This is a genomic window from Curtobacterium sp. MMLR14_002 (assembly GCF_001864975.1).
Lineage (GTDB): Bacteria > Actinomycetota > Actinomycetes > Actinomycetales > Microbacteriaceae > Curtobacterium > Curtobacterium flaccumfaciens.
In genome coordinates, this window is record NZ_MJGT01000061.1 from 143,341 (window position 1) to 169,092 (window position 25,752).

The 25,752-nt window shown below is 72.8% G+C and carries 22 protein-coding genes and 1 tRNA gene; 19 read left to right on the top strand and 4 right to left on the bottom strand.

Annotated features, from left to right (window positions below; all coding sequences use genetic code 11):
* Position 1 precedes the first annotated feature (1 nt).
* Complete coding sequence (locus BIU91_RS11555) at positions 2-931, top strand: hypothetical protein (protein WP_071405559.1); 930 nt, start codon at positions 2-4, stop codon at positions 929-931.
* A 216-nt stretch (positions 932-1,147) separates the two neighbouring features.
* Here the strand turns inward: BIU91_RS11555 and BIU91_RS11560 are convergent, their stop codons facing one another.
* Entirely contained in the window at positions 1,148-1,420 is a 273-nt protein-coding gene (locus tag BIU91_RS11560) for a DUF4031 domain-containing protein (protein WP_071405560.1), read from the bottom strand.
* 179 nt (positions 1,421-1,599) lie between these two features.
* On the opposite strand from BIU91_RS11560, the gene rplU reads away from it, so the two are divergent.
* The 15 genes from rplU (at position 1,600) to BIU91_RS11635 (ending at position 17,921) form a co-directional block, all read left to right on the top strand.
* A complete protein-coding gene (rplU, locus tag BIU91_RS11565) occupies positions 1,600-1,908 on the top strand; it encodes a 50S ribosomal protein L21 (RefSeq protein ID WP_027464715.1) in 309 nt (102 codons plus the stop codon).
* 12 nt (positions 1,909-1,920) lie between these two features.
* Entirely contained in the window at positions 1,921-2,172 is a 252-nt protein-coding gene (rpmA, locus tag BIU91_RS11570) for a 50S ribosomal protein L27 (RefSeq protein ID WP_017885976.1), read from the top strand.
* A 104-nt stretch (positions 2,173-2,276) separates the two neighbouring features.
* Complete coding sequence (gene obgE / locus BIU91_RS11575; protein ID WP_071405561.1) at positions 2,277-3,854, top strand: GTPase ObgE; 1,578 nt, start codon at positions 2,277-2,279, stop codon at positions 3,852-3,854.
* A 7-nt stretch (positions 3,855-3,861) separates the two neighbouring features.
* Positions 3,862-4,680, top strand: coding sequence for a glutamate 5-kinase (proB, locus tag BIU91_RS11580; protein WP_071405562.1), 819 nt, complete (start codon positions 3,862-3,864; stop codon positions 4,678-4,680).
* A gap of 427 nt (positions 4,681-5,107) precedes the next feature.
* Complete coding sequence (locus BIU91_RS11585; protein WP_071405563.1) at positions 5,108-6,373, top strand: glutamate-5-semialdehyde dehydrogenase; 1,266 nt, start codon at positions 5,108-5,110, stop codon at positions 6,371-6,373.
* A 40-nt stretch (positions 6,374-6,413) separates the two neighbouring features.
* The gene (locus tag BIU91_RS11590; RefSeq protein ID WP_035807661.1) at positions 6,414-6,614 is read left to right on the top strand and encodes a hypothetical protein; all 201 of its coding nucleotides are present in this window, start codon (positions 6,414-6,416) and stop codon (positions 6,612-6,614) included.
* Between the two features lie 11 nt (positions 6,615-6,625).
* Complete coding sequence (gene nadD, locus BIU91_RS11595) at positions 6,626-7,225, top strand: nicotinate-nucleotide adenylyltransferase (RefSeq protein ID WP_027464719.1); 600 nt, start codon at positions 6,626-6,628, stop codon at positions 7,223-7,225.
* Positions 7,222-8,739: a hypothetical protein gene (locus BIU91_RS11600; RefSeq protein ID WP_071405564.1), complete on the top strand. Its 1,518-nt coding sequence runs from the start codon at positions 7,222-7,224 to the stop codon at positions 8,737-8,739. The genes nadD and BIU91_RS11600 overlap by 4 nt, the downstream gene beginning before the upstream one ends.
* A gap of 132 nt (positions 8,740-8,871) precedes the next feature.
* Positions 8,872-9,246, top strand: coding sequence for a ribosome silencing factor (gene rsfS / locus BIU91_RS11605; RefSeq protein ID WP_027464721.1), 375 nt, complete (start codon positions 8,872-8,874; stop codon positions 9,244-9,246).
* 108 nt (positions 9,247-9,354) lie between these two features.
* Positions 9,355-9,427: transfer RNA gene (locus BIU91_RS11610), tRNA-Ala, on the top strand.
* A 79-nt stretch (positions 9,428-9,506) separates the two neighbouring features.
* Entirely contained in the window at positions 9,507-10,430 is a 924-nt protein-coding gene (locus tag BIU91_RS11615) for an aldose 1-epimerase family protein (protein ID WP_071405565.1), read from the top strand.
* Positions 10,409-11,926 (top strand): anthranilate synthase component I family protein, encoded by a 1,518-nt coding sequence (locus BIU91_RS11620; protein WP_071405566.1) that lies wholly within the window; start codon positions 10,409-10,411, stop codon positions 11,924-11,926. The genes BIU91_RS11615 and BIU91_RS11620 overlap by 22 nt, the downstream gene beginning before the upstream one ends.
* Before the next feature lie 76 nt (positions 11,927-12,002).
* Entirely contained in the window at positions 12,003-12,851 is an 849-nt protein-coding gene (locus BIU91_RS11625; RefSeq protein WP_171907823.1) for a hypothetical protein, read from the top strand.
* Positions 12,848-14,476, top strand: coding sequence for a DNA polymerase Y family protein (locus BIU91_RS11630; RefSeq protein WP_084741164.1), 1,629 nt, complete (start codon positions 12,848-12,850; stop codon positions 14,474-14,476). Before BIU91_RS11625 ends, BIU91_RS11630 begins: the two co-directional genes overlap by 4 nt.
* Positions 14,477-14,510: 34 nt before the next feature.
* Entirely contained in the window at positions 14,511-17,921 is a 3,411-nt protein-coding gene (locus BIU91_RS11635; protein ID WP_071405567.1) for an error-prone DNA polymerase, read from the top strand.
* Positions 17,922-17,967: 46 nt separating this feature from the next.
* Here BIU91_RS11635 and BIU91_RS11640 read toward each other — a convergent pair whose 3' ends face one another.
* Positions 17,968-19,479 carry a HAMP domain-containing sensor histidine kinase gene (locus BIU91_RS11640; RefSeq protein ID WP_084741168.1) on the bottom strand — a complete coding sequence of 504 codons (1,512 nt, stop codon included), beginning with the start codon at positions 19,477-19,479 and terminating at the stop codon, positions 17,968-17,970.
* Positions 19,476-20,153: a response regulator transcription factor gene (locus BIU91_RS11645; RefSeq protein WP_017885962.1), complete on the bottom strand. Its 678-nt coding sequence runs from the start codon at positions 20,151-20,153 to the stop codon at positions 19,476-19,478. Before BIU91_RS11645 ends, BIU91_RS11640 begins: the two co-directional genes overlap by 4 nt.
* Before the next feature lie 195 nt (positions 20,154-20,348).
* On the opposite strand from BIU91_RS11645, the gene BIU91_RS11650 reads away from it, so the two are divergent.
* Positions 20,349-20,663, top strand: coding sequence for a hypothetical protein (locus tag BIU91_RS11650; protein WP_110864838.1), 315 nt, complete (start codon positions 20,349-20,351; stop codon positions 20,661-20,663).
* Between the two features lie 41 nt (positions 20,664-20,704).
* Here the strand turns inward: BIU91_RS11650 and BIU91_RS11655 are convergent, their stop codons facing one another.
* A complete protein-coding gene (locus BIU91_RS11655) occupies positions 20,705-21,799 on the bottom strand; it encodes an aromatic acid exporter family protein (RefSeq protein ID WP_084741188.1) in 1,095 nt (364 codons plus the stop codon).
* An 80-nt stretch (positions 21,800-21,879) separates the two neighbouring features.
* Between BIU91_RS11655 and BIU91_RS11660 the strand changes: the two genes are divergently transcribed.
* Positions 21,880-23,124 carry an aminoglycoside phosphotransferase family protein gene (locus tag BIU91_RS11660; RefSeq protein ID WP_071405569.1) on the top strand — a complete coding sequence of 415 codons (1,245 nt, stop codon included), beginning with the start codon at positions 21,880-21,882 and terminating at the stop codon, positions 23,122-23,124.
* Between the two features lie 452 nt (positions 23,125-23,576).
* Positions 23,577-25,703 carry a DEAD/DEAH box helicase gene (locus BIU91_RS11665; protein WP_071405570.1) on the top strand — a complete coding sequence of 709 codons (2,127 nt, stop codon included), beginning with the start codon at positions 23,577-23,579 and terminating at the stop codon, positions 25,701-25,703.
* Positions 25,704-25,752: the final 49 nt, after the last annotated feature.

Consider the following 25,752-nt stretch of genomic DNA (forward strand, 5'->3'; position numbering starts at 1 on the left):
CGTGTCGAACCCGGGCGACCCGCAGCAGCAGCGTGGGTACTACGGTGCGGGCTGGTCCCAGCCCGCACCGCCCGGCCCGGGTGCCCAGCAGCCCGGCGGCCCGGTGCCGCCGCAGCAGGGCGGTGTGCCGCAGTACGGGCGTCAGCCCGGTGCCGGCGCGCCGTACGCTCCGCCGCGGCCGCCCCGTGTCCCGGCCGACCCCCGCCGGGCCTTCGCGCCCGGTGCCTCGGTGACGAACACGGCCGGTGCGCTCATCGCCGTGGTGGCCCTGGTGCTCGTCGAGTTCGTGTCCGGGCTCTTCGGGCTGCTCGGCACCTCGCTCGTGGTCAGTCCGTTCCGGCACTACGGCGCCGGCACGAGCCTGCTCGGCAGCTTCACGACCGGGGTCTTCGTGGCTCCGTTCCCGTACTACGTCGGCGCGTTCCTGGCCCTGGCGTTCCTGACGCCGATCGACCGCCGCAGCCCGCTGCCGAGGCTCCTGCTCCGCGTGGTCCTCGCCGGCGCCGCGGGCACGGTGGCCCTGATGCTCGTCGGGGTCTTCACCGGCTCGTTCGGAGCGGCCACCGCCGGCGGCTCCCAGCTCGTCATCGACGTGCTCACACGACCGCTGCAGAACGGTCTGCCGTTCACCGTGATGCTCCTGGCGACCGCCACGGCAGCTTGGCTCTGGCTCGGTCGGCCGCGCCGCGGACGTGGCTCGTCGACGACCCCGGGGATGCCGGGCACCGTCCGACCCGCCGACGCGGTCCCGCCCTCGACGATCCAGCCGCAGGCACCACAGCAGCCACAGCAGCAGCCGCCGGCACCGTACGGGCAGGGGCGCGTGCAGCCCGACCCCCACGGCCAGTACGGCGGCCAGTACGGCGCCGGGCCACGCCCAGACCAGCAGCAGCCCCCGGTGAACCCCTGGGGCGGTCCAGCGCCCCGCTGAGCCCGTTCGCGGCCCCTCGCACGGTGCGAGGCCCGGCCGCGTCACCGCCGCCTCCTTCGAGCCGTGCGGGGTTCCGTACTCGGTGCGCCCGTCTCCACGTCGCACCGAACACGGAACCTCGCACCGTTCGCGCGGCCCTGCAGGCCGGCGGCGCACCGTGCGCGGTGCCGGGCGGGGCGGACGCACGCCGCGCCTCCCGGGCGTCCGGACGGGCGGTCAGAGACCGCGCTTGTCCCGCTGCGCCACGCGCAGCCCACTGCGGATCAACCGCAGCACGAGCTCGCGTCCGGTCACGGCCGAGGCGCCAGCGGCCACCAGTTCGTCGTACCGCGAGAGCGGGACGTCGTAGTGGTCGTGGTCGAACGCACGGCGCGGCACACCGGCCCGCGCAGCGAACGCGTGGAGTTCCGCGTAGGATTCATCACTGACGAGGTGCGACCACAGTGTGTCGTGGGCGGGCCACGTCGGTGGGTCGATCAACACGGTCACCGTGCAATCGTACGGGTGTCGCCGTTTGACCGGACCCAGGGTGATCGAGTATTCTCGGTCCCTGGTGTCAGCGGGCCGTTCTGCCTGCGTCGCCGATCGGGCCCGGCCTTCCGGGAGCCGCTCGTGCAGAAGTGGGCACCCGAGACTTCCCTCAAGCAGAGTTACGTAAGGATTTCCACGTGGTTTACGCAGTAGTGCGCGCCGGCGGCCGTCAGGAGAAGGTCGAGGTCGGCACCATCCTGACCATCGACCGTGCCAAGGCGGACGACAAGGGCAACATCGACCTCGCCCCCGTGCTCCTCGTGGACGGTGACAAGATCACGTCGGCGGCTTCCGAGCTCGCGAACGTGACCGTCACCGCCGAGGTGCTCGACGACCTCCGTGGTCCCAAGGTCATCATCCAGAAGTTCAAGAACAAGACCGGGTACAAGAAGCGCCAGGGTTTCCGCGCTGAGCTGACCCGCGTCAAGATCACCAAGATCGCGTAAGGGAGTCAACTCATGGCACACAAGAAGGGTGCGAGTTCCACTCGCAACGGTCGTGACTCGAACGCACAGCGCCTCGGCGTGAAGCGCTTCGGTGGCGAGGTCGTCAACGCCGGCGAGATCATCGTCCGCCAGCGCGGCACGCACTTCCACCCGGGCGCCAACGTCGGCCGCGGTGGCGACGACACGCTGTTCGCCCTCTCGTCCGGTTCGGTCGAGTTCGGCACCAAGGGTGGCCGCAAGGTCATCAACATCGTCAACGCGTAGTCGTTCGAACGACTGCAGCTGGAGGGGCGGGCCGAGTGCCCGCCCCTCCTTCGCTTTTCCCGCCGACGATCCCGTCGGCACAACGAAACACCTGGAGTGGACCCATGGCGACCTTCGTCGACCGCGTGACCCTGCACCTCAGCGCGGGGCACGGCGGCAACGGCTGCGTGTCGGTCCGCCGTGAGAAGTTCAAGCCCCTCGCCGGGCCCGACGGCGGCAACGGCGGTGACGGCGGCGACATCGTGCTCGTGGCCGACCCGCAGGTGACGACGCTGCTCGGCTACCACCGTTCGCCGCACCGCTCGTCGAAGAACGGGCAGCCCGGCATGGGTGACCACCGCAGCGGTGTCAGCGGCGAGGTCCTCGAGCTCCCGATGCCCGTCGGCACCGTGGTGTACGACGAGTCCGGCGAGGTCATCGCCGACCTCACCGAGCCCGGCATGCGCGTCGTCGTGGCCCCCGGTGGACAGGGCGGCCTCGGCAACGCGGCGCTCTCCACCACGAAGCGCAAGGCCCCCGGCTTCGCGCTGCTCGGCACCGAGGGCTGGGCGGGGGACATCAGCCTCGAGCTGAAGACCATCGCCGACGTGGCCCTGGTCGGGTTCCCGAGCGCCGGCAAGTCCTCGCTGATCGCGGCCGTCTCCGCCGCCAAGCCGAAGATCGCGGACTACCCGTTCACGACCCTCACCCCGAACCTCGGTGTCGTCGAGTCCGGTGACACCCGCTTCACCGTCGCCGACGTCCCCGGTCTGATCGAGGGCGCGTCCGAGGGCAAGGGTCTGGGTCTCGAGTTCCTGCGCCACGTCGAGCGGTGCGAAGCGCTGCTCCACGTCATCGACTGCGCCACGCTCGACCCGGGCCGTGACCCGATCAGCGACCTCGACGTCATCCTCGGCGAGCTCGAGCGCTACCCGGTGCCCGAGGGCCAGGTGCCGCTGCTCGAGCGCCCGCAGCTCATCGCCCTGAACAAGATCGACGTGCCCGAGGCGCAGGAGCTCGCCGAGTTCGTCACCGCCGAGCTCGAGGGCCGCGGCTACCGCGTCTTCCCGATCTCCACGGCGTCCCGCAAGGGGCTCCGCGAGCTGACGTTCGCCCTGGCCGACATCGTCGAGCAGGCCCGCGCCGCCCGTGCGGCCGAGCCGGTCCCGGAGCGCATCGTGCTCCGCCCCCGCTCGGTCAACGAGAAGCCGTTCACCGTGCGCGCCGAGGGCGGCGAGGAGCACCGCTTCTACCGCGTCCGCGGCGCCAAGCCGGAGCGCTGGGTCCAGCAGACCGACTTCACCAACGAAGAGGCGATCGGCTACCTGGCCGACCGGCTCGCCAAGCTCGGCGTCGAGGACGGCCTGTTCAAGGCCGGAGCCGTCGCCGGCTCCACCGTCGTCATCGGTGGCGACGGCGGCATGGTGTTCGACTGGGAGCCCACGCTCACGTCGACCGCGGAGCTCATCACGAGCGCCCGTGGCACCGACGCCCGCATCGGTGCGACGGCACGTCCGACCCGCAACGAGCGGCGCGAGGAGTACTTCGAGCGGATGGACGCCAAGGCGGCGGCCCGTGCCGAGCTCGAGCAGGAGCGCGTCTCCGGGCTCTGGGTGGACGACGAGGTGGTGACCAGCGACCAGCTCGGCACCGGCGAACAGTTCGACGCCGACCAGGTCGAGACCAGCGACCAGAAGGACTGACCGCGGCATGACCGACACGACCGCCCGCACCGACCTCGGACCCGTCACACGGCGCGAGGACATCCCGCGTGCGCGGCGGATCGTGGTCAAGGTCGGCTCGTCCTCGGTCAGCGGTGACGCCACCGGCCAGATCGGCCCCCTGGTGGACGCGCTGGCTGCCGCCTACGGCCGGGGGACCGAGGTCGTGCTCGTGTCGTCCGGTGCGATCGCGACCGGGTTCCCGTTCCTCGGACTCGAGGGCCGGCCGGACGACCTCGCCACGCAGCAGGCGGCGGCGGCCACCGGGCAGAACGTCCTGATGTTCCGGTACCAGAAGGAGCTCGACCGGCACGGTGTCGTCGCGGCGCAGATCCTGCTCACCGCCGGTGACCTGCAGAACCCCACGCACCGGGTGAACGCCCAGCGCGCCATCGACCGCTTGCTCGCCCTGCGCGTGCTCCCGATCGTGAACGAGAACGACACCGTCGCCACGCACGAGATCCGCTTCGGCGACAACGACCGGCTCGCGGCCCTGGTGGCCCGACTGCTCGGCGCCGATGCCCTCGTGCTGCTCTCCGACGTCGAGGCGCTCTACACGGCACCCCCGGAGCAGCCCGGCGCGACCCGCATCGACGAGGTGCCGTTCGGCGACGAGCTCGCCGGGGTCACCTTCGGCTCGATCGGCACCGCCGGCGTCGGCACCGGGGGAGCGGGGACCAAGGTCGCCGCCGCGCGGCTCGCGGCCGAGGCGGGCACCGCGGTGCTCGTGACCGACACGGCGCTGGTCGACCGCGCGCTGGCGGGCGAACACCTCGGTACCTGGTTCCACGCCGCACCGCATTCCTGACGCAGCCCGCACCGCACCCGGAGCGGCGGCAGCGAGTGGTCACGACTCCCCGTCGGGACGGTGCCGACTGGTCGGAGGCCGTCGGTGGGGGCGTCGCGGAGCGACGGACTGTGACCGCGCGCGTGGCGCAGGACGACGTGTCGTGACCGGTCGGGGCGGCCGGTCGGTGGGGTGGACGCGACCGCCTGGAGGCCCGGTGCGGGTCCGGGGACCGGTGCCGGGCCTCCAGGCGGTCACGACTCCCCGGCGGGACGCCGTCGAACGGTCGGGAACCGTCGGTATGGGCGGCGCGGAGCGACGATTTGCGACCGCTCGGCGGGCAGTTGACGACGTGTCGTGCCCGCTCGGACCGGCGGACCGAGCCTGGAGGCACGGCGAGCGTCAGCAACGCCCGTCACGAACCGAGGAGCGGACCTACAATCGGTCCATGTCGTCGATCGCGCCCGCCCCGACCCTCACCGACAAGCTCGTGGCGGCACGGGCCGCTTCGTCGGCGCTCGCGACCGCGACGACCGCCGTCAAGGACGCGGCCCTCGGCGCGATCGCCTCGGCGGTGCGTGCCGCGACCGACGAGATCGTCGCCGCGAACCACGACGACCTCGTCGCCGGCGAGGACGGCGGGCTCTCGTCCGGGCTGCTCGACCGGTTGCGACTCGACCCCGTCCGGATCGAGGCCCTCGCCGCCGCGGTCGAACACGTCGTCGGACTGACCGACCCCGTGGGCGAGCACGTGCGCGGGTCGCAGCTGCCGAACGGACTCCAGCTCACCCAGGTGCGCGTGCCGTTCGGTGTCGTCGGGGCCATCTACGAGGCACGCCCGAACGTCACCGTCGACATCGCCTCGCTCGCGCTCAAGTCGGGCAACGCCGTCGTGCTCCGTGGCGGATCGGCGGCCCAGCACACGAACGCCGTGCTCGTCGCCCGGATCCAGGACGCGGTCGAGTCGGTCGGCCTGCCCCGCGACCTGGTGCAGACCATCGACGAGTTCGGCCGCGCCGGTGCCACCGAGCTCATGCGGGCACGGGGCCTGGTCGACGTGCTGATCCCGCGGGGGAGCGCCGCGCTCATCCAGACCGTCGTCACCGAGTCGCAGGTGCCCGTCATCGAGACCGGTGCGGGCGTCGTGCACGTGTTCCTCGACGCCTCCGCGCCCGAGCAGCGTGCGGTCGACATCGTCCTGAACAGCAAGGTGCAGCGGCCGAGCGTGTGCAACGCCCTCGAGACCCTCCTGGTGCACGAGGCCGCGGCCGAACGGCTCCTGCCGCTGCTGGCCGACCGGCTGCGGGCGTCCGGCGTCACGCTGCGCGGCGACGACGCCACGCGGGCGATCGTGCCCGGGGTGCTCCGCGCCACCGACGACGACTGGGCGACCGAGTCGATGGACCTCGACCTGTCGATCCGCGTCGTGCCCGACGTCGACGCGGCGATGGCGCACATCGCCCGGTGGTCGACGCACCACACGGAGTCGATCGTGACGAACGACGTCGACACCGCCGAACGGTTCCTGGCGACCGTCGACTCGGCGGTCGTGATGGTGAACGCCTCGACCCGGTTCACCGACGGCGGCGAGTTCGGTTTCGGTGCCGAGGTCGGCATCTCGACGCAGAAGCTGCACGCGCGCGGTCCGATGGGCCTGCCGGAGCTCACGAGCACGAAGTGGATCGTGCGCGGCTCCGGGCAGATCCGCGGCTAGACTGAACGGCGTCTTTCCCCGACCGAACGGAGCACGAACGATGACCCTCCTCGCAGAAGCTGCTGAGCACGCCTCCGGGGCGCCCGCGTTCGTGTTCCCCATGGTCGGCGCCCTCTTCTTCATCTTCCTCGGCTTCGTGACCTGGAGCTTCCGCGACGTGGCCTACCGCCACTCGCAGAAGTTCGAGGCCACCCGCCACCACGAGACGGGTGTCGACGAGTTCGGTCACACCAAGATCTGACCGACCACTCGATGCTCGAGACCACCGGACGGCCACGCATCGGCGTGATGGGTGGCACGTTCGACCCCATCCACCACGGGCACCTGGTCGCGGCGTCCGAGGTGGCGCGGGCGTTCGACCTCGACGAGGTCGTCTTCGTCCCCACCGGACAGCCGTACATGAAGTCCGACGTCACCGACGCCGAGCACCGGTACCTGATGACCGTGATCGCCACCGCGTCGAACCCGATGTTCACCGTCAGCCGCGTGGACATCGACCGCCCGGGGCCGACGTACACGGTCGACACCCTGCGGGACCTGCACGAACAGCGACCGGATGCCCAGCTCGTCTTCATCTCGGGCGCAGACGCCGTTCAGCAGATCGTCGACTGGAAAGACCATGATGGTCTCTGGGACCTCGCGCACTTCGTGGCCGTGACGCGTCCGGGACACGCCTTGAGCCTCACCGGATTGCCCGAGCGGGACGTAAGCTTGCTCGAAGTCCCTGCACTGGCCATATCCTCGACGGATTGCCGTGACCGGGTTCGACGGGGGTTCCCCGTCTGGTACTTGGTTCCCGACGGTGTCGTCCAGTACATCTCCAAGCACCATCTGTATCGGAGCGTTGCATGAGTTCGTCCGACGCGCAGCCGCCCCTGTCGCGGCGCCAGGCGCGCGAGCGGGAGCGTGCCGCCGCGGCCGGTTCGCAGCCCGCGACGCCGCCCCCGACCGTCGCCGCACCCGCCGCCGAGACCCCCGAGTCCCGTCGCCGTCCGGGGTCGCACGTCGCCCCGGCCCCCGGTGGCCCCGCCCAGTCGTCCGCGCCGGCATCGGCGCAGACCGACCCCGGATCCGCCGCGTCCGTTCCGGTGTCGGCACCCGCGGCCGGTGTGCCGCCGTTCCCGCCGGCCTCCGCGACCGAGATCGTCCCCGGCAGCGGTGGGCTCACCCGTCGGCAGATCCGGCAGCTCCGTGCCGCCGAGCGCCAGGCGGTCCTGCCGGTCCCGCTGCAGAACCCCACGCCCCAGTCGTCCGACCGCACCGTCGAGGACGTCCTCGGGTCGGTGGACACGATCGACCCCTCCGCCGCGCCGCAGAGCGCTCCGGACGCCGAGGCCGCGCACGACGAGCAGCCCGCTGCCCCGACGGTCCTCGACCAGGCCGCGGTCGCCCAGGCCACCGAGGCCGACGGGTCCCCGGACGCGCTCGAGCCCCTCGACGAGGCCGCCGCGCACGCCGAGGAGCCCCGCCGCCACCGGTCGACGTGGTCGCCGCCCGCCGACGTCACCGAGTCCGACGCGTCCGCGACCGACGTCCCCGAGTCCGATGCGCCGGAGACCGGCGTCCCGGCGGACGACGTCCCGGCTTCCGACGCCCTTGCGGAGGAGACGACCGACGTTGCACCGGCGGACGAGTCGTCCGAGGACGCTCCGGATCGGTCTGCCGACGACGCTCCCGCTCCCGCTGCCGGGTTCCAGCCCGCTGTCACGCCGGTGCCGATCCCGACGAACGCCGCCGCGGCGACCCCCGCGGTGTTCCCGCTCTCGCTCGACGCCGAGGACGACGACACCAACGAGGTGCCGCTGCCCGAGCCCGCGACCGAGGCCCCGAAGGTCCCCGCGGCGTTCCAGCGTCCGACCGAGCCGAAGCCGGTGACCACGGCCTTCGCGCCGCCCGCCGGCCACTGGTCGCAGCAGGCGCACGACTCGAACGACTCCGAGGTGCACGACGCCGAGACGGGCACCCGCCGCGTCGCGGTGACGAACACGAACGCGATCATCCTGCCGAACTCGGCCCTGGCCGACCCCACCGGGGCGCTCAACGCGACGGGCGAGGTGATCCTGACCGGGTCGATCGACCTGCCGGCGTCGCTGTCGTCGACGGGGTCGCACCGGCCGATCGACGGCGCCGAGGTCGACCGCCTGCTCGAGCAGCAGGACGAGCAGCCCGAGACCGACGCCAGCCCGGTGCGGGCCAGCCGCGCGGTGTCCAGCCACACCTCGACCCGTCAGGTCGTGCTCGCCGCCGCCAAGCCGAAGGAGTCGCGCACGCCGCTGATCCTCGGTGTGACGGTCGGCGCGGTCGGGCTGGCTGCGGCCGGCGTCATCATCACCGCACTGCTCACCACCCACGCGTTCGGCGGCTGACCGCTGCCGTCCTCGACGTCCGTTCTCCACCACCCCGCCGACCCTGGCCTGGCCGCTGTCGGCGGGGTGGCTTATGATCGTGACCCATCAAGCGAACCGGCTGTCCGTCGGTTCGACGACCGGAAGGAATCCGTGACCGCCTCCACTCGCGCACTGGAACTCGTGCAGGCCGCAGCACTCGCGGCCGACGCCAAGCAGGCCGAGGACCTCGTCGCTCTCGACGTGACCGGGCCGTTGCAGCTCACGGACGTGTTCCTGCTCGCAACCGGTCGGAACGAGCGCAACGTGCAGTCCATCGCCGATGCCGTCGAGGAACGCCTCCTCGAGCTCGGTGCCAAGACGCTCCGCCGCGAAGGCCGTACCGAGGGCCGCTGGGTCCTCATCGACTTCGGCGAGATCATCGTGCACGTCTTCCACGACGAAGACCGTCAGTACTACTCGCTCGAGCGTCTCTGGGCCGACTGCCCGACGATCCCGCTCGAGCTCCCGGTGGACCACACCGCCTGATCAGCGACGCGCCCGGGTGACGGCTTCGATTTCGTTGCCCGGCGTTCGCATGGTGTACGCTTCTATGGTGCCTCCGGGGAACCGGTTGGTACGGAAGCAGCACGATCTGGGTCTGTGGCGCAGCTGGTAGCGCACCTGCATGGCATGCAGGGGGTCAGGGGTTCGAGTCCCCTCAGATCCACCCTCAACCCCGTCGTTCCTCGGAACGGCGGGGTTTTTCGTTCACCCGGCGGGCCTCGGCGGCCCGATACGCTGAGCGCATGAGCAACGACGCGCCGCTGTCCGGGTCCCCGCTGACGATCACCTCCGCCGGGTACACGGCCGACATCGCCACCGTCGGAGCGACACTGCGGACCCTGCGGCACGAGGGCCGAGACCTGGTCGTCCCGTTCGACGCCGACGAGGTCCGTCCGGTCTTCCGCGGTGCCGTCCTGGCCCCGTGGCCGAACCGGATCGTCGACGGCGAGTACTCGTTCGGCGGCGTCGATCACGAACTGGCCCTCACCGAGCCCGCACGGCACCACGCCCTGCACGGACTCGTCGCGTGGACGGACTTCCGCGTGCAGGAGCAGGCGGACGACCGCGTGGTGCTCGCCACGACCGTCCAGGCGCAGCAGGGCTACCCGTACCGCGTCGAGGTCACCGTGGAGTACCGGCTCGACGCCGAGGGGCTGCACACGACGATCACCGGGACGAACACCGGGGCCGAGGACGCACCGTGGGGGACCGGCCCGCACCCGTACCTCGTCGCGGGTACCGGCACCGTCGACGACTGGACCCTGACGCTCCCCGCCGCCCAGGTGCTCGAGGTGACGCCGGACCGGCTCGTCCCGACCGACCTGGTCCCCGTGCACGACGAGTTCGACCTGCGCACGCCCACCCTGATCGGCGACCGGTTCATCGACCACGCCTTCACCGGCTTCGACCGCGACGCCGCCGGCCTCGCCACCATCGCGGTCACGGCGGCGGACGGTCACGGGGTCCGTGCGACCTTCGGGCCGGAGTGCGGCTGGGTCCAGGTGCACACCGCCGACCACGTCGTCCCCGAGTACCACCGCGCCGGTCTCGCCGTCGAGCCGATGACGTGCGCCCCCGACGCCTTCAACGACGGCGAGGACCGCGGCCTCGTGGTGCTCGCGCCCGGTGCCTCGCACGCCGCCGCATGGACGATCGCCGCGATCTGAGCACCCCCGACCCCGGCGTCCGCGTCGAGGTCCGCCGACTCGACCCGGTCCCCGACCTCGCGGCCCTGGCGGCGCAGGTCCCCGGGGACCTGGTGTGGCTCGACTCCGGCCTGCCCGACGGTGCTCCCGCCACGGCTCGGCCCCGGGCGCGCTTCTCCGTGCTGGCGTGGACGGACGGGCCGTTCGCCGCCCGGTTCCGGCACCAGGACCGTCGTGCGCACCTGACGGTCGCCGCGCCCGCCGAGGGGTGGTTCGGGCCCGCCCGATCCGAGGAGCGTCCGGCCTTCGCGGTGCTGGCTGACCTGCTCCGACGCACGCCCCGCCTGCCCGAGCCGGTCGTCGGGTGCGGGTTCGCGCTGGGCTGGGTCGGGTTCCTCGGCTACGAGCTCGGCCGCGAGTCCGGCGGCCCGGACCGCACCGCCGACGGGCACGCCGACGCCGACCTGCGGTTCGTCGACCGAGCCGTCGTCGTCGACCACACCGGTGGCGCCTGGGCGCTCGCGCTCGTCGCCGACGCGGAACCGGCGGCCAGTGCGCGGAACCGCGCGTGGCTCGAGGAGGTGCCCACCCCCGCGACGCCGGCCGACGTCGTGGACGCGGCCACGGGCCTCCCGGCCGGGGTGTCCACGGCGACCGGGCGCGTCACGCGCGCCGCCTACGAGCGGGCGGTCGACGCGTGCCGCGCGGAGATCCGCGAGGGGAACGCGTTCCAGGTCTGCCTCACCACCGCCTTCGCGGTCGGACTGGAGGCCCGTGGCGGCTCCGGTACGGACCCGCACCTGGGCGAGTACCTGCGGATGCGGGCGGCCGACCCGGTGCCGTTCGGCGCGTTCCTGCGGCTCGGCCCGCTGCGCGTGGCGAGCCGGTCACCGGAGCGGTTCCTGCGGATCGACGCGGCCGGAGCGGTGCTCGCGGAGCCGATCAAGGGCACGCGGCGGCGGCTCGCCGACGCGGTGGCGGACGCGGCTGCGCGGGACGACCTGGCGGCGAGCCCGAAGGACCGCGCCGAGAACGTGATGATCGTCGACCTGCTGCGGAACGACCTGCTGCGGACCGCGGTGCCCGGGTCGGTGCACGTCGAGCGGCTGTGCGCCGTCGAGACGTACGCCAGCGTGCACCAGCTGGTCTCGACGATCGGGGCGGTGCTGCCGCCGGGGACGTCGCGGGCCGACGTGGTGCACGCGGCGTTCCCGCCGGGGTCGATGACCGGCGCGCCGAAGAGCAGTGCCACGGCGATCGCGGACCGGCTCGAGGGGGCGCCGCGCGGGGTGTACTCGGGCGCGATCGGCTACTTCTCGGCGAGCGGGGCGGTCGACCTGTCGGTGGCGATCCGTAGCCTCGTGACCGTGCTCGACGAGTCGGGGGCGGTGCGTTCTCGGACCCTCGGAGCCGGGGGAGCGGTGACCTGGTCGTCGGTGCCCGCGGACGAGGCGGACGAGGTCGAGACCAAGACGCGGTCGGTGCTCGGCGGGGTCGGGGCGGTCGCCAGCTGGTGAGTTGATGCCCTGATCCGAACACGTGTTCGACCAGGACTGTCCACGGATGTCGGACGCGATTGACATCATCGAACACATGTTCGAATATGAGGGCATGCAGACGGCGGCGGCACTCCGGTCGCCCACCCCGGACCGGGGCGGGCGGAGCGGTGCTGCACGCGGCAGCGGTGCGGGCGGTGGCGCGGCCGGTGGCGGTGCGCGCCGTGGGTCGGACCACCTGAGCGATGCCCGGGCCGCGCTCGACCGCATCACGTCCCTGCGGTCCCGGGTGGCCGACATGGAGTCCACCCGGGTCGACACCGCCGGGCTCCCCACCGCCCCGGCACTCGAACCCCTGCTGCCCGGCGGCGCGATCCGGGTCGGTGGCACCTACGCCGTCCCCGAGTCGGTGCTGCTCGCGATCACCATGCTGCAGGCGGCCTCGGCGGCCGGGGCGTGGTGTGCGGTCGTCGGGGTGCCGTCCTTCGGGATCGAAGCCGCCGCCGCCGCGGGGATCGACCTCGAACGGCTCGTACTCGTCCCCGATCCGGGTGACCAGTGGCTCGCCGTGACGGCGGCGATGGCCGACGTCGCCCAGATCGTCCTCACCCGACCGCTCGGCCGGGTCGTGCCGGGCGACGTGGCACGGCTGTCGGCCCGGCTGCGACAGCGCGGTGGCGCACTCGTCGCGCTCGGCTCCTGGCCCGGGGCGGACGTCACGCTGCGGGTCACGTCCTCGACGTGGAGCGGCATCGGTCAGGGCCACGGCCACCTGACGGAGCGCCGGGCCACCGTGACCGCGACCGGGCGTGCCGGCGCGGTGCGTCCGGCGACCGCCGAGCTGCTCCTGCCCGCGGCCGACGGTGCGGTCCGGGCCGCCACACCGGTGCCGACGGTGGGCTCCGGGGACACCCGCGTGCTGCGGCCCGTGGCGGTGGCGTCGTGATCGCCTCCGGGCGCGTCCGGACCGACGCGATCACGCGGGGAGCGGCACTGCCCGAACCACCCCCGACCCGGACGATCGTGCTCTGGTGCCCGGACTGGCCGGTCATCGCGGCGGCTCGGGCCGGTGGCACCCCGCCGGAGCAGCCCCTCGCCCTGACCGCGAAGGGGCTCGTGTTCGCGAGCTCCGCGTCCGCGCGTGAGCAGGGTGTCGTGCGGGGGCTCCGCGTGCGTGAGGCGCAGGCGCGGTGCCCCGAGCTCCTCGTGCAGCCCTACGACGACGCCCTCGACCACCGCGCCTTCGAGCCCGTCATCCGTGCGGTCGAGGCGGCTGTCCCGGGGGTCGAGGTGCTGCGGCCGGGCACCCTCGCGCTCCGTGCCCGCGGGCCGGCCCGGTACTACGGCGGTGAGCGCGCGGCGGCGGCGACCCTCGCCGGCATCGCGGCCGACCACGGCGCCCCCGCGGTGCGGGCCGGGGTGGCCGACACCCCGTTCGCGGCGGACCAGGCCGCCCGGGCCCGTCCGGTGCGTCCCGGCGAACGGGTGCGGCTCGTGCCCGTCGGGGGATCGGCGGACTTCCTCGCGCACCTGCCGCTCGGTGTGCTCGGCGACCCCGACCTCACGACGGTGCTCGACCGGCTCGGCATCACCACGCTCGGCGACTTCGCGGCACTCGGCGACGAACAGGTGCGGGACCGCTTCGGCGTGGCCGGGGCGTTCCTGCACCGGTTGGCCGGGGGCCGCGACCCCCGCGAGATCGCGGCGCGGGAGATCCCGCCGGAGCTCCGGGTCGAGGCGTCGTTCGAACCCCCGCTGGACCGTGCCGACCAGATCGCGTTCGCGTTCCGGCGTTCCGCCGACGACTTCGCCGAGCGACTCCGGGCCGCGGGGCTCGTGGCGACGACCATCCGTGTGGGGATCGTCGACGAGCGCGACATCCTGCTCGAACGGACCTGGGCGCACCCGCGCTGGTTCGACGCCGCCGACGTGGTCGACCGGGTGCGGTGGCAGCTCGCCGGCGGGGTGGACCCCAGCGGGCTCGAGGCGCCGGTCACCTCGGTCGTGCTCGAGCCGGTCGCCGTCGACGACATGGCGAACCACGAGCGCGGGCTGTGGGGATCCGGCCCGGACGAGCGCGTGCACCACGGCCTCGCCCGGATCCAGGGCATGGTCGGCCACGACGGTGTGGTGAGTCCGCGCATCGGTGGGGGCCGCACCCTGTCCGAGCGCGTGGTGCTCGTGCCGTGGGGCGACGCACCCGCCGGCGGTGAGCGAGCCCTGGCGACCGTCCGCGACCGACCGTGGCCCGGCAAGCTGCCCGGCCCGCCCCCCGCCACCGTGCTCGAGCGCCCCCGACCGGTCGACGTCGTCGCCGTCGGCGGTGCGAGCGTCGACGTCGACGAGCGCGGCGTGCTGTCCGGCGCACCCGACCGGTTCCGCGCCGAGGGCGACCGGGGCGGCGGGTTCTCCGCCGTGACGGCCTGGGCAGGGCCGTGGCCGCTCGTCGTCCGGTGGTGGGAGTCCGGCGGCCGACGCCTGCACCGGCTGCAGCTCGTCGACGCCGAGGGGCGCGCCTGGTACCTGGTGCTGGCGGACCACCGCTGGTGGGCCGAGGCGATCGCGACGTGACCCCGATCACCACCACCGACAGGAGCGTGACCTGATGGGATACAGCAACCCACCCATCCCGTGGTCGCAGTTCGAGCGCGCGCTGTCCGACAAGCGGAGCCCGGGCACGGCGCACGACGGCGACGGCGGCGACAGTCCGGCGTGGTCGCGGAAGCGCGAGCCGTACGTCCCGTCACCACTCGACACCGACGGCGGGCCCGTGGTGCCGTACGCCGAACTGCACGCGCACTCGGCCTTCAGCTTCCTCGACGGCGCCAGCCAGCCCGAGCACCTGTTCGAAGAAGCCGCTCGGCTCCGACTGCACGCCCTCGCGCTCACCGACCACGACGGCTTCTACGGGGCCGCCCGGATGGCCGAGGTCGCCGAGTCGTACCCGCAGGTCGGCACCGTCTTCGGCACCGAGCTGTCGCTGGGGCTGACCGAACCGCAGAACGGTGTGCCCGACCCCGAGGGCTCGCACCTGCTCCTGCTCGCCGACGGCCAGGACGGCTACCACCGGCTCGCCGGTGCGGTGACGAGCGCACACCTGGCCGCCGGGTCCGAGAAGGGCAGCCCGCAGTACGACCTCGACGACCTCGCCGCGCGGGCCGACGGGCACTGGCGGGTCCTCACCGGCTGCCGGAAGGGCTCCGTACGGCAGGCCCTCGAGCAGGGTGGCGAGTCCGCCGCCGAGACCGCGCTCCGGGTGCTGCTCGACCGGTTCGGCAGCCGCAACGTCGTCGTGGAGCTGCTCGACCACGGCGACCCGCTCGACAGCGCCCGCAACGACGCCCTGGCCACCCTCGCCGCGAAGCACGCGCTGCCCCTGGTCGCCACCGGCAACGTGCACTACGCCACCCCCGACCGGTTCCCGGTGGCGACCGCGCTGGCGGCGGTGCGTGCCCGCCGCAGCCTCGACGAGATCGACGGCTGGCTGCCGGCCGCCGACACCGCCCACCTGCGCTCCGGCGCCGAGATGGCCAGACGGTTCGGGCGCTACCCCGGCGCGATCGAGCGGACCGTGGAGCTCGCCGACGAGCTCGGGTTCCGGCTGAAGACCGTGCAGCCCGGGCTGCCCGACCTCGACGTCCCGGACGGGCACACCGCGATGTCGTGGCTCCGCGAGCTCACGTGGACGGGTGCCCGGCGGTTCTACCCCGGCAGCGCGGACGGCGTCGACCCCCGCAAGCGGGAGCGCATCGAGCGTGAGCTGTCCGTGATCGAGGAGAAGAACTTCCCGGGGTACTTCCTGATCGTGCGCGACATGGTGCAGTACGCCCGCGGTCGGGGCATCCTCTGCCAGGGGCGTGGCTCGGCGGCGAACTCGGCGGTCTGCTACCTGCTCGAGATCACCGCGGTGGACTCGATCCGGTACGGGCTGCCGTTCGAGCGGTTCCTGTCGGCGATGCGCGACGAGGAACCCGACATCGACGTCGACTTCGACTCGGACCGCCGCGAAGAGGTGATCCAGTACGTGTACGCCAAGTACGGCCGGCACAACGCCGCCCAGGTCGCGAACGTCATCACCTACCGGCCCAAGGGCGCAGTGCGCGACATGGCGAAGGCGCTCGGCCACAGCCCCGGGCAGCAGGACGCCTGGTCGAAGCAGGTCGAGCGGTGGGGCTCGGTGACCGAGAGCCAGGACCACGACATCCCGCCCGCGGTCGTCGGGCTCGCGAGCGACGTCCTCGGGTTCCCGCGGCACCTCGGCATCCACTCCGGCGGCATGGTGCTGACCGACCGCCCGGTGGGCGAGGTCGTGCCGATCGAGCACGCCCGGATGGACGGCCGCACCGTGCTGCAGTGGGACAAGGACGACTGCGCGTACATGGGGCTCGTGAAGTTCGACATGCTCGGGCTCGGCATGCTCGCGGCGCTGCAGTACTCGTTCGACCTGGCGGCAGAGCACTGCGGGGAGCGCTGGGAGATGCACTCCATCCCGAAGGAGGAACAGGGGGTCTACGACCAGCTCTGCCGCGCGGACACGATCGGGGTGTTCCAGGTGGAGTCCCGTGCGCAGATGGGCACCCTGCCCCGACTGCTCCCGCGGCGGTTCTACGACCTGGTGATCGAGGTCGCACTCGTCCGACCCGGTCCGATCCAGGGCGGCGCGGTGCACCCGTACATCCGCCGGCGCACGGGCGAGGAACCGATCACCTACATGCACCCGGCGCTCGAGCCCGTGCTCGAACGCACCCTCGGGGTCCCGCTGTTCCAGGAGCAGCTCATGCAGATGGCGATCGCGGTCGGCAACTGCTCCGGTGACGACGCCGACCTGCTGCGACGGGCGATGGGGTCGAAGCGCGGGCACGAGAAGATCGACCGGCTGCGCGACAAGCTCTACACGGGGATGGCGGACAACGGGATCCACGGTGCGGATGCCGACGCGATCTACGCGAAGATCCAGGCGTTCGCGAACTTCGGCTTCGCGGAGAGCCACTCGATCAGCTTCGCCCTCATCGTCTACGCGAGTGCGTGGATGCGGCTGCACTACCCGGGGGCGTTCCTGGCGGCACTGCTCCGGGCGCAGCCGATGGGGTTCTACTCACCGCAGACCCTGGTCGCCGACGCCCGGCGGCACGGCGTCCGCGTACTGCGACCGGACATCCTGCGGTCCGGGGTCGACGCCACGCTCGAACCCCTGCCGGACGGGGACGCCCCTGCCGGTGACGACGCGTGCCTGGCCGCCGAGCAGCCACCGGTGCTGCCCTTCGACAAGGCGCTCCCCGACGACACCGCGAGCCACCGACGCGACGGTGCCTTCGCCGTGCGGCTCGGGCTCGCCGAGGTCGCGTCGCTCAGCCGGAAGAGCGCCGAGAAGATCGTCGCGGAGCGGGACGCGAACGGCCCCTTCCGCGACATGTCGGACCTAGCCCGCCGGGTCGGGCTCACCACGCCGCAGCTCGAGGCACTCGCCGCCGCCGACGCCTTCGCCCCGTTCGACATCGACCGCCGCGGTGCGATGTGGTCGGCTGCCCAGGCGGCCGCCGAGCGTCCGGACCAGTTGCCGGACACGCAGGTGTTCGTGCAGCCGCCGCTGTTCGGGCAGATGACGAGCGGGGACGTGCTCATCGCCGACATGTGGTCGACGGGCATGACGACCGACGACCACCCCGTCCGGCACGTGCGCGACCGGCTCGCGGCCCGCAGGGTGCTCAGCGTGCAGGACACCGCGACCGCCGAGACCGGACGACGGGTCGAGGTCGGCGGGATCGTGACGCACCGGCAGCGTCCGGCGACGGCCTCCGGCATCACGTTCCTGAACGTCGAGGACGAGACCGGGCTGGTCAACGTCATCTGCAGCGTCGGGGTCTGGGGGCGCTTCCGCCGGGTGGCGCGGGAGTCCCCGGCGGTGATCGTCCGGGGCATCCTCGAGCGCTCGCCCGACGGGGTGGTCAACCTGGTGGCGGACCGCATCGAGCACCTGTCGCTGTCCGTCCGCACCCGCTCGCGGGACTTCCAGTGAGCGGTCGTGCTCGGGTGAGCGGGCGCGCCCGAGTGAGCGGTCGTGCTCAGCGCACCTCGGGCAGGCTGATCGTGACCTCGAGCCCACCGGCGGGCACGTTGCGGAGCGACGCCGTGCCTCCTGCCCGTTCCGCCACCGCACGCACGATCGCGAGTCCCAGCCCCGAGCCGCCGGGCAGGGCGCCGGCACCGGTCGACGGGTCCGGGTTCGGGCGGGACGTCCGGGCCTCGTCCGGACGGGTGAAGCGGTCGAACGCCACCGGGATGAAGGACTCGGGCACGCCGGGGCCGTCGTCGGTGATCTGCAGCACGCCCTCGCCGCCGGTGCTCCGCCAGGACACGAAGATGCCGCCGCCGCGGGGGAGCGCGGCCACGGCGTTGCCCGCGATGTTCGTGACGAGCTGGGCCATCCCGCCGGTGTCGATCCGGTACCGCGGTTCGACGGTGCCGCCGCCGATGCCCGGGCCGGAACCGCCGACGGCGACGGGCGGCTCGAGGTCGAAGTCGACGGTGACGTCCTTCGCCGACGCGATGAGCCGGACGCGGTCGACCGCGGCCATCACCTCGTCGCCGAGGTCCGACCACGCGGTCTCGGGGCGCCGGTCGCCGTCCTGTTCACGGCGCTCCGACTCCTCGATCCGCGACAGGGCGAGCAGGTCGTTCGCCAGCCGTGACAACCGCGCGACGCTGTGCTTGGCGCGTTCGATGTGGGCGGCGAGGGCGGCGGCGTCGTTGCCGTCGAGCGACGCGAGGTCGAGCTGGGTCGTCAGGATGGCCAGGGGCGTCCGGAGCTCGTGGCTGGCGTCCGACACCATCTGGCGTTCGCGCTCGGTCGCCTGCCGGGTCCGGGCGAGGAAGGCGTTGAGCGTGGTCGCCAGGGACGCCAGCTCGTCCTGGGCGGGGCCCACCGGCAGTTCGGCACGCTCCGGGGCGACGGAGAGCCGTTCGGCCTCGCGGCGCATCCGGTTCACCGGGCGCAGCGCGGTGGTCGCGAGTACCCAGGACGCCACGCCGAAGGCGAGCAGGATGGCCAGACCGGTCAGCGACAGGGTCGTCGTGAGGTCGTCGACGACGATGGCCTCGGCCTGCGAGTTGCGGGCGGCGACGACGGTCCAGCGGCCGGCCTCGTTGACGGGGTGCTCCACCACGACGCGGTACTCCGAGCCGGATGCCGTGATGATCGAGGTGCCGGCGGGGGTGGACCGCAGACTGCCGAGCGCCTGCTCGACACGGTCGGGCATCGTCGACAGCACGATCTCGCCGGACGGGGACACGACGGCGACGAGCTGCGCGTTGCCCGGCGGCGAGAGGTCGGGGTCGCTGTCGACCTCGAGCGTGGCGACGTACGGGTCGGCATCGGCGTCGAGCAGGGTGCGGGTCGCACTCGCGACGACGCTGACCACCTGGAAGCGCATCACCAGGACGAGCAGCAGGATGACGATCGCGGCGATCGCCGTCGACCCGATCGTGATCCGGGCACGCAGCGACAGCAGACGCAGCGGCCGGATCGGGCCGCCGCGTCGGCGGTCCGATCGTGGGGCGTCGTCGGCCCCGCTCACGCCCCGAGCAGATCCAGGCGGTACCCGCGACCGCGGACCGTGGCGATGGCGACGGTGGCCTCGTGCGCGGTGAGCTTCTTGCGGAGGTACGAGATGTACTGCTCGACCACGTTCGGGTCGACGTGCTGCGAACCGTCCCAGACCTCTTCGAGGATCTTCGGGCGGTCGACGACACTGCCGGCGGACCGGGCGAGCAGTCGGAGCAGGGCGAACTCGGTGGGGCTCACGGCGACGCGCTGGCCCTTGATCGAGATGCGGCGGGCCTCGGAGTCGATGGAGACGTCCCCGACCTCGATGGTGCGGGGTGCTCCGGCGGACTCACGACGGCCGAGCGCTCGCAGCCGAGCGGTGAGCTCGGCGAAGGCGAAGGGCTTGGTGAGGTAGTCGTCCGCGCCGGCGTCGAGCCCGAACACGCGGTCATCGACGGCATCGCGTGCGGTCACGAGCAGGATCCGCACGGGGTCCTCGCGCTCACGGATCCGCCGGGCGAGCTCGAAGCCGGACATGCCGGGCATCATCACGTCCACGACCGCAAGGTCGAACGCCTGCTCGCCGAGGGCGATGAGCGCCTCGACACCGTTCTCGACGGCCGTGACCCGGTACCCCTCGGCCGCGAGTCCGCGTTCCATCAGGGCACGCATCTCGTCGTCGTCCTCGACCACCAACAGCCGCATAGTGGACCTCCTCGGACCCATCGTGGCATCGAACCGGGGCGGACGGCCGTTCTGCGGGTCCGACTCGCTGAATCTCGTCACAGGACAAAGCAGAACGGTCTGTCCCACGTTCTAGGGACGTGAGCGCCGCTTGCTTCGTTGCTAGGCTCCGGCAGCGGACAGCGCGACCCGATGCGCCGCCCGCACTGGGGGATCATGAACGACTCGATCGACCACCCGGCCATCGTGCGCCTGCGCGCCGAACTGGACGCCGCGTGGAAGGGCATCGGCGCGCTCGCGCAGCTGGAGGACGCTCCGCGCGACCGCGTGGTCGCGGAACTGCGGACGGCCGTGCCGGACGTGGCGAGCCGTGCTGCACGCGAGGTCGGCACCGAGGCCGTCGTCGCCGAGATCAGCCGGTACGCCGACGCCGGCATCCCGGGTGCGACCGCGACCGACGTCGTGCCGACCGCGGTGATCTGGTCGGACGTCGTGCGGACGGCGTCGGAAGCGGCCTGCGCGGCGCGCTGAAGCAGACCGAGCGGCCTGCGCAGCGCGCTGACGGGGACTGACTAGTCGTCCTCGCCGAGCAGCTCGCCACGCACCCGTCGGATGTCCTCGAGCAGCGCACCGATGAGCACCCAGTGCCGGGAGTTCGGCCGGACCACCTCGAGCGGCGCGGTGAGCGCCGGCTCGGAAGCCTCCGCCCACGGCCCGACGTCCGGCCCGGAGGCAGCGCTGTCCGCTCCGCCGACCCCGTCCACCGGGTCGAGCCGTGTCGATTCCACCCGAGCGCTCAGCGCCCGGACGTCCGCACCGATCCGTGCCACCTCGGTCGCGATGCCGTGCACCACCGGGTCGTCGCGCAGGTCCGGTGCGGTGTTGTCGCGGATCGCCCGGGTCATCCCGGTGACCCGGGTCACCAGGACGCGCAGGTGGTCGGTGGTCACCACGTCGCGGTCGAGGATCGTCCGGTGCCGGCCACTGCGCGGGTTCATCGTCAGGGACTCGCGCGCCGACCCCAGGGAAGCCTCGGCCTTGGCGTGCTGCTGCCGCAGTGCGCGGGCCGCGACGAGCGCCTCGTCCCAGCGCTCGCGGTCCCACCCCTCGGTCAGGCCGATCGCGATCCGCTCGAACGCCACCGCGGTGTCACGGGCGAGCCGGGCGACGGCGAGGTGCGCCGGTTCGAGCAGCACGGGCGGCACGATGAGCGCGTTCACGACCAGGGCGACGATCGCACCGATGACGGTCTCGAGGATCCGGTCGGCGGAGTAGTTCGGCGTCACGACCCCGGCGGTGAGCACGAGCATCCCGCTGATCCCGACCTGGGTGGCCGAGGTCGGGGTGAGCCGGAGCGCCCACGCGATGAGGATCGCGAGCACGATGACGAGCAGCACGACGAACACGCCGTCGCCGAGCAGCAGGTGGAACCCGGTGGCGAGCACGACGCCGATCACGACGCCCGCGCTCCGCTCGAGCCCCTTCACGAACGACTGGTTGATGCTCGGCTGCACCACGAGCAGCGCGGCGATCGCCGCGAAGGTGGGGAACGGCCCCTGGATGACCAGACGGCACAGGAGCACGGCCGCGACCACCGCGACGGCGGTCTTCACGACCTGCAGGAACGGCGTGCGACTGGAGCTGCGGAGACGCGCGACCGGGTTCACACCGACCACGGTAGCCACCGGCCCCGCGCCGAGCCGTGCACGAACGCGACGAAACCCGCGCGACACGGTTGACTGATGTCGTGTGGCCCAACCATGAGCGCGTCATCCCGCAGGCCTTCGCCGGCTCCGGGACCTCCGTGGTGGCCGCGCGGGCGCACTCCGTCGAGCCCTCGGGCAACGGCTACCTGTACGGCTACGAGGTCGACACGGTGGACCGCAACGGCCAGCGCGCCACGGTCCTGACCTACGTCGACACCGGCGGCACCCACGACCAGAACAGCGCGATCGTCACCGATCCGGCGACGGGCGACCCGGTGTCGGTGTGGGCGTACCCGAACGACCCCGGCCTGCCGGTGCTGCCGCAGGTCACCTACCGCGACGCCGTCGCCGAGTTGCTGACCACGCTCGGCATGCCCGTCACCGACCCGGTGCTCACCGTGGCGGCGTACCGGCCCGGCAAGCGCGCGGTCGTCCGTGTGGACGCCCCCGAGCGCACCCTGTTCCTGAAGATCGTCCGTCCGCACCGGGTCGCGCCGATCGTGCAGTCGCACGAGCAGTTCGTCGCGGCCGGTCTGCCGGTGCCGCGTGTGCTGTCCAGCCGTGGCGACGGCCTGCTCGTGCTCGAGCGCATCCGCGGCGTGCCCGCCGGCAGCCGCATCCTCGACATCGCCGACGACCCCCGTTTCGTGGCGTCGCTCGCCGCGCTGAGCGGTCGGGTCGCCACCGTCCCGATGACCCAGCAGGCCCGCGCCGACGCGATGGACCACGCCGACTGGCACCGTCGCACGCTCATCGCGGCTCTTCCGCGCGACGCCGAGGAGATCGACCGCCTGTACGACGCCATCGGCCGCCGCTCCATCGGCTGGTCGAGCTCGACCAAGCAGGTCGTGCACGGCGACCTGCACCTGGAGCAGGTCTTCGTCGACGAGGACGAGCCGTGGCGCATCTCCGGCCTGCTCGACATCGACACCGCGGGCTGGGGCTTCCCGGTCCGCGACGTCGGTGCCGTCGTCGCCCACCTCGTGGTCACCGGGCTCTGGCACCGGTCCCGAGGCGACGCCGAGCGCGGCGCCGCCGCCGAGCGCCTCGCCGACGCGATCGCCCGCGACTGGGTCGCGCGCAACCCGCGCGAGGCCGACCGCATCGGACCGGCCATCGGCGCCCAGCTGCTCGCCCACGCCGGCGGCCAGGCGACCACCGGTTCCGCCAACGGGATCCAGACCGCCCAGCAGCTCCTCGCCGCGACGCAGGCCGCCCTGGCGGACGCGGCCCCGAGCCTCCCGACCGGTGGTTCGACCCGCCCGCGGTCCGCACCGCAGGTCTGAGACGCGACCGAAGGACGGACTGGAGGCCCGGGTCGGGCCCGCCACGGGCCTCCCGTCCGCCGTCGCGACGCGCGCGGGCAACGCGCCGGTCGCCTCCGTCGGTGGTCCGGGAGTAAACTGAGCGCGCACGCACCGCGTTCCCGCGTGCCGCGTCGATTCCGGACGCAGCCGTCGATCACTTGATCGACGCGGGGACCGGGCCGTGACCGCCCCGAGGGGGCATCACGTGCGTGTGACGACGCCGGATCCCGGCGCGGACCGTCCGAACCTGCTCCCGGCAGGTGCTCGTGTGGAACGGCTCGCGGGAGTCCACCGGACGTCCCGATGCGGGGACCGGCGATGCGGTGGGCCACGGTGGCCCGCAGCTGAACCGGAGCCGCGCCAGGCACCGGTGCAGGACTTCCCGCCCCACGGGCGGATCGCCCCGACGTGTGGGCGGAACAGGAGGAGCGTTGGCTCGATCAGGCACCCGGCGTGCTGCCGGCGGGACGCGGACCGCGTCACGTCGCACCAGGCCGCTGGACAACGACGGCGTCATCCCCGTCCTCGCCCGCGCTGTGCGCGAGGTCGAGGCCGCGGCGCAGCGCGGACCGCTCAAGGCATCGAACCGGACGAAGTTCCAGGCGGTCGCCCTGCTCATGCGCGAAGAGCGCGCGCGGGTGAAGGCCGACTCGGAGCTCACCGACGCGCAGCGCGCCGAGCAGCTCAAGCGGCTCGACGGCGTGGCCACGATCCTGGCGAAGACGGCGGCGCGGGACACCAGCGTCATCCAGCTCCTCGCCGAAGAGGTCCAGGTGTCCGAGGCGACGCGTGCGGTCAAGCGCGACATGATGATCGCCGGCGGCATGGAACTGCAGCCGGAGGACCTCGTCATCGCGTCCGAGCCCGCCGCGGTGGTCGAGACCCCGGTGCGGGCCGTCGTGCCGCAGGCGGTCGTGCAGCGCCAGCTGGCGAACCCCTTCATGCCACCGGACTTCGCCCTCGCCGACCAGCCCGTCGCGCACCCGCGTCGCCTGGCGAACTGGGAACTGTTCGGACCGCTGTTCAAGTCGTTCGAGTACGGCGCGGGCGGGGGAGCGGCGACGATGCCGCTGCCGGAGCCCACGACGCTGCACTCGCGCTCGGGCACCACGCTCATGAAGCACCAGGCGGAACTCGTCGCCGCCGCTGCGCAGGGACACCGCACGTTCCTGCTCGCCGACGAGCCCGGCCTCGGCAAGACCGCACAGTCGCTGCTCGCCGCCGATGCCGCGAACGCGTTCCCGCTGCTCGTAGTCGTGCCGAACGTCGTCAAGACGAACTGGGCGCGTGAAGCCGAGCGCTGGGTGCCGAACCACCGCGCCACGGTGATCCACGGGGACGGCAACGACCTCGACGGGTTCGCCGACATCGTCATCGTGAACTACGAGATCCTCGACCGGCACGCCGGGTGGCTCGGCAACTTCGGGTTCAAGGGGATGGTCGTCGACGAGGCGCACTTCATCAAGAACAGGGACTCGCAGCGCGCCCGGTTCGTGCTGCAGATCGCCGAGCGCATCCGGCAGCGCACCGCCGCACCGCTGCTCATGGCGCTGACCGGTACCCCGCTGATCAACTCGGTCGAGGACTTCCGCACCATCTGGGAGTACCTCGGCTGGATCGACGACAAGAAGCCGCGCGCGAAGCTCATGAACGAGCTCGAGGAGATCGGCCTGACGCCGGCCGACCCCGGGTTCTTCGTCGAGGCCCGCCGTGCCGTCATCGACCAGGGCATCGTCCGACGCCGCAAGGTCGACGTCGCCGCGGACATCCCGGCCCGCCGGATCGCCGACATCCCCGTCGAGCTCGACGGTGACGAGGGCCGCTCCATCCGCGACGCCGAGCGCGAGCTCACCGCGAAGCTCGTCCGCCGCTACCACCAGGCGCTCGACGCCCGCACCGGGCAGGACCCGGTCGTCGGCATCGACCACAAGCTGGTGCGCCAGGTCGCGCGCTGGGAGCTCGAGGACCAGGACGCCTCGTCGACCGGCGAGAACGTGTTCTCGATGGTCCGCCGCATCGGCCGTGCCAAGGCCCAGCTCGCGGCCGACTACGCGGCGCAGCTCGCCTCGAACGTCGGCAAGGTCGTCTTCTTCGCGAAGCACCTCGACGTGATGGACCAGGCGGAAGAGGTGTTCGCCCGTCGTGGCCTGCGCACCGCCACGATCCGCGGCGACCAGACCCCGACGCAGCGCACGGCCGAGATCGACTCGTTCGTGAACGACCCCGACGTCGCCGTCATCGTCTGCTCGCTGACCGCGGCCGGTGTCGGTCTGAACCTGCAGGTGTCGTCGAACGTCGTGCTCGCCGAGCTGTCGTGGACGAGCGCCGAGCAGACCCAGGCGATCGACCGTGTGCACCGCATCGGGCAGGAAGAGCCCGTCACCGCGTGGCGCATCATCGCCGCGCAGACGATCGACACCAAGATCGCCGAGCTCATCGACTCGAAGGCGTCCCTGGCCGCCCGCGCGCTCGACGGTTCGGACGAAGAGGTCGTCGACTCCGGTGACATCCAGCTCGACGCGATGGCTGCGCTGCTGACCGAGGCGCTCGGCGGCTAGCGCCGGCGCGTCCGGTGCTGTCCCGGACAGCAAAACACCGGTGTTCGCA

What these genes read in the sequence shown, in the direction of transcription:
- rpmA (WP_017885976.1), top strand. Translation starts at nt 1,921, where the DNA reads ATGGCACACAAGAAGGGTGCGAGTTCCACTCGCAACGGTCGTGACTCG.
- obgE (WP_071405561.1), top strand. Translation starts at nt 2,277, where the DNA reads ATGGCGACCTTCGTCGACCGCGTGACCCTGCACCTCAGCGCGGGGCAC.
- proB (WP_071405562.1), top strand. Translation starts at nt 3,862, where the DNA reads ATGACCGACACGACCGCCCGCACCGACCTCGGACCCGTCACACGGCGC.
- BIU91_RS11585 (WP_071405563.1), top strand. Translation starts at nt 5,108, where the DNA reads ATGTCGTCGATCGCGCCCGCCCCGACCCTCACCGACAAGCTCGTGGCG.
- BIU91_RS11590 (WP_035807661.1), top strand. Translation starts at nt 6,414, where the DNA reads ATGACCCTCCTCGCAGAAGCTGCTGAGCACGCCTCCGGGGCGCCCGCG.
- nadD (WP_027464719.1), top strand. Translation starts at nt 6,626, where the DNA reads ATGCTCGAGACCACCGGACGGCCACGCATCGGCGTGATGGGTGGCACG.
- BIU91_RS11600 (WP_071405564.1), top strand. Translation starts at nt 7,222, where the DNA reads ATGAGTTCGTCCGACGCGCAGCCGCCCCTGTCGCGGCGCCAGGCGCGC.
- BIU91_RS11615 (WP_071405565.1), top strand. Translation starts at nt 9,507, where the DNA reads ATGAGCAACGACGCGCCGCTGTCCGGGTCCCCGCTGACGATCACCTCC.
- BIU91_RS11620 (WP_071405566.1), top strand. Translation starts at nt 10,409, where the DNA reads ATGGACGATCGCCGCGATCTGAGCACCCCCGACCCCGGCGTCCGCGTC.
- BIU91_RS11625 (WP_171907823.1), top strand. Translation starts at nt 12,003, where the DNA reads ATGTTCGAATATGAGGGCATGCAGACGGCGGCGGCACTCCGGTCGCCC.
- BIU91_RS11635 (WP_071405567.1), top strand. Translation starts at nt 14,511, where the DNA reads ATGGGATACAGCAACCCACCCATCCCGTGGTCGCAGTTCGAGCGCGCG.
- BIU91_RS11645 (WP_017885962.1), bottom strand. Translation starts at nt 20,153, where the DNA reads ATGCGGCTGTTGGTGGTCGAGGACGACGACGAGATGCGTGCCCTGATG.
- BIU91_RS11650 (WP_110864838.1), top strand. Translation starts at nt 20,349, where the DNA reads ATGAACGACTCGATCGACCACCCGGCCATCGTGCGCCTGCGCGCCGAA.